The following is a 300-nucleotide window of genomic DNA, read 5'->3' as shown; positions in this document are numbered from 1 at the left end:
GCGTGTTTCTTTCGCTGGAGGCGATAGCCGTGTTGCCGGAAACCTTGCGCAAAAGAACGCGTTTTCTGGTCGTAGGGCAGGATAAACCCGGCCGTTTCGAAGCCAGGGCGCGGCAGCTTGGAATTGCAGATAACGTGCAGTTCTTTTCAGGCAGAGATGACGTTGCCGAGCTGATGGCTGCAGCCGATATACTGATCCATCCTGCGGTCCAGGAAGCGGCTGGGATTGTTCTGCTGGAAGCTATCGTTTCTGGATTACCGGTTCTGGTGACGGAAGTGTGCGGGTATGCACACTATATTG

The 300-nt window shown here is 54.7% G+C and carries 1 protein-coding gene; it reads left to right on the top strand.

Annotation, left to right across the window (positions count from 1 at the left end; all coding sequences use genetic code 11):
* Window positions 1-300 (top strand): glycosyltransferase (locus tag HX774_RS19540; RefSeq protein WP_178829041.1); only part of this gene is annotated, 300 nt, incomplete at both ends.

This window comes from Brevundimonas sp. P7753 (assembly GCF_013386595.1).
In the GTDB taxonomy this organism is placed as follows: Bacteria; Pseudomonadota; Alphaproteobacteria; order Caulobacterales; family Caulobacteraceae; genus Brevundimonas; species Brevundimonas bullata.
This window is presented reverse-complemented; position numbering and strand designations above follow the sequence as displayed.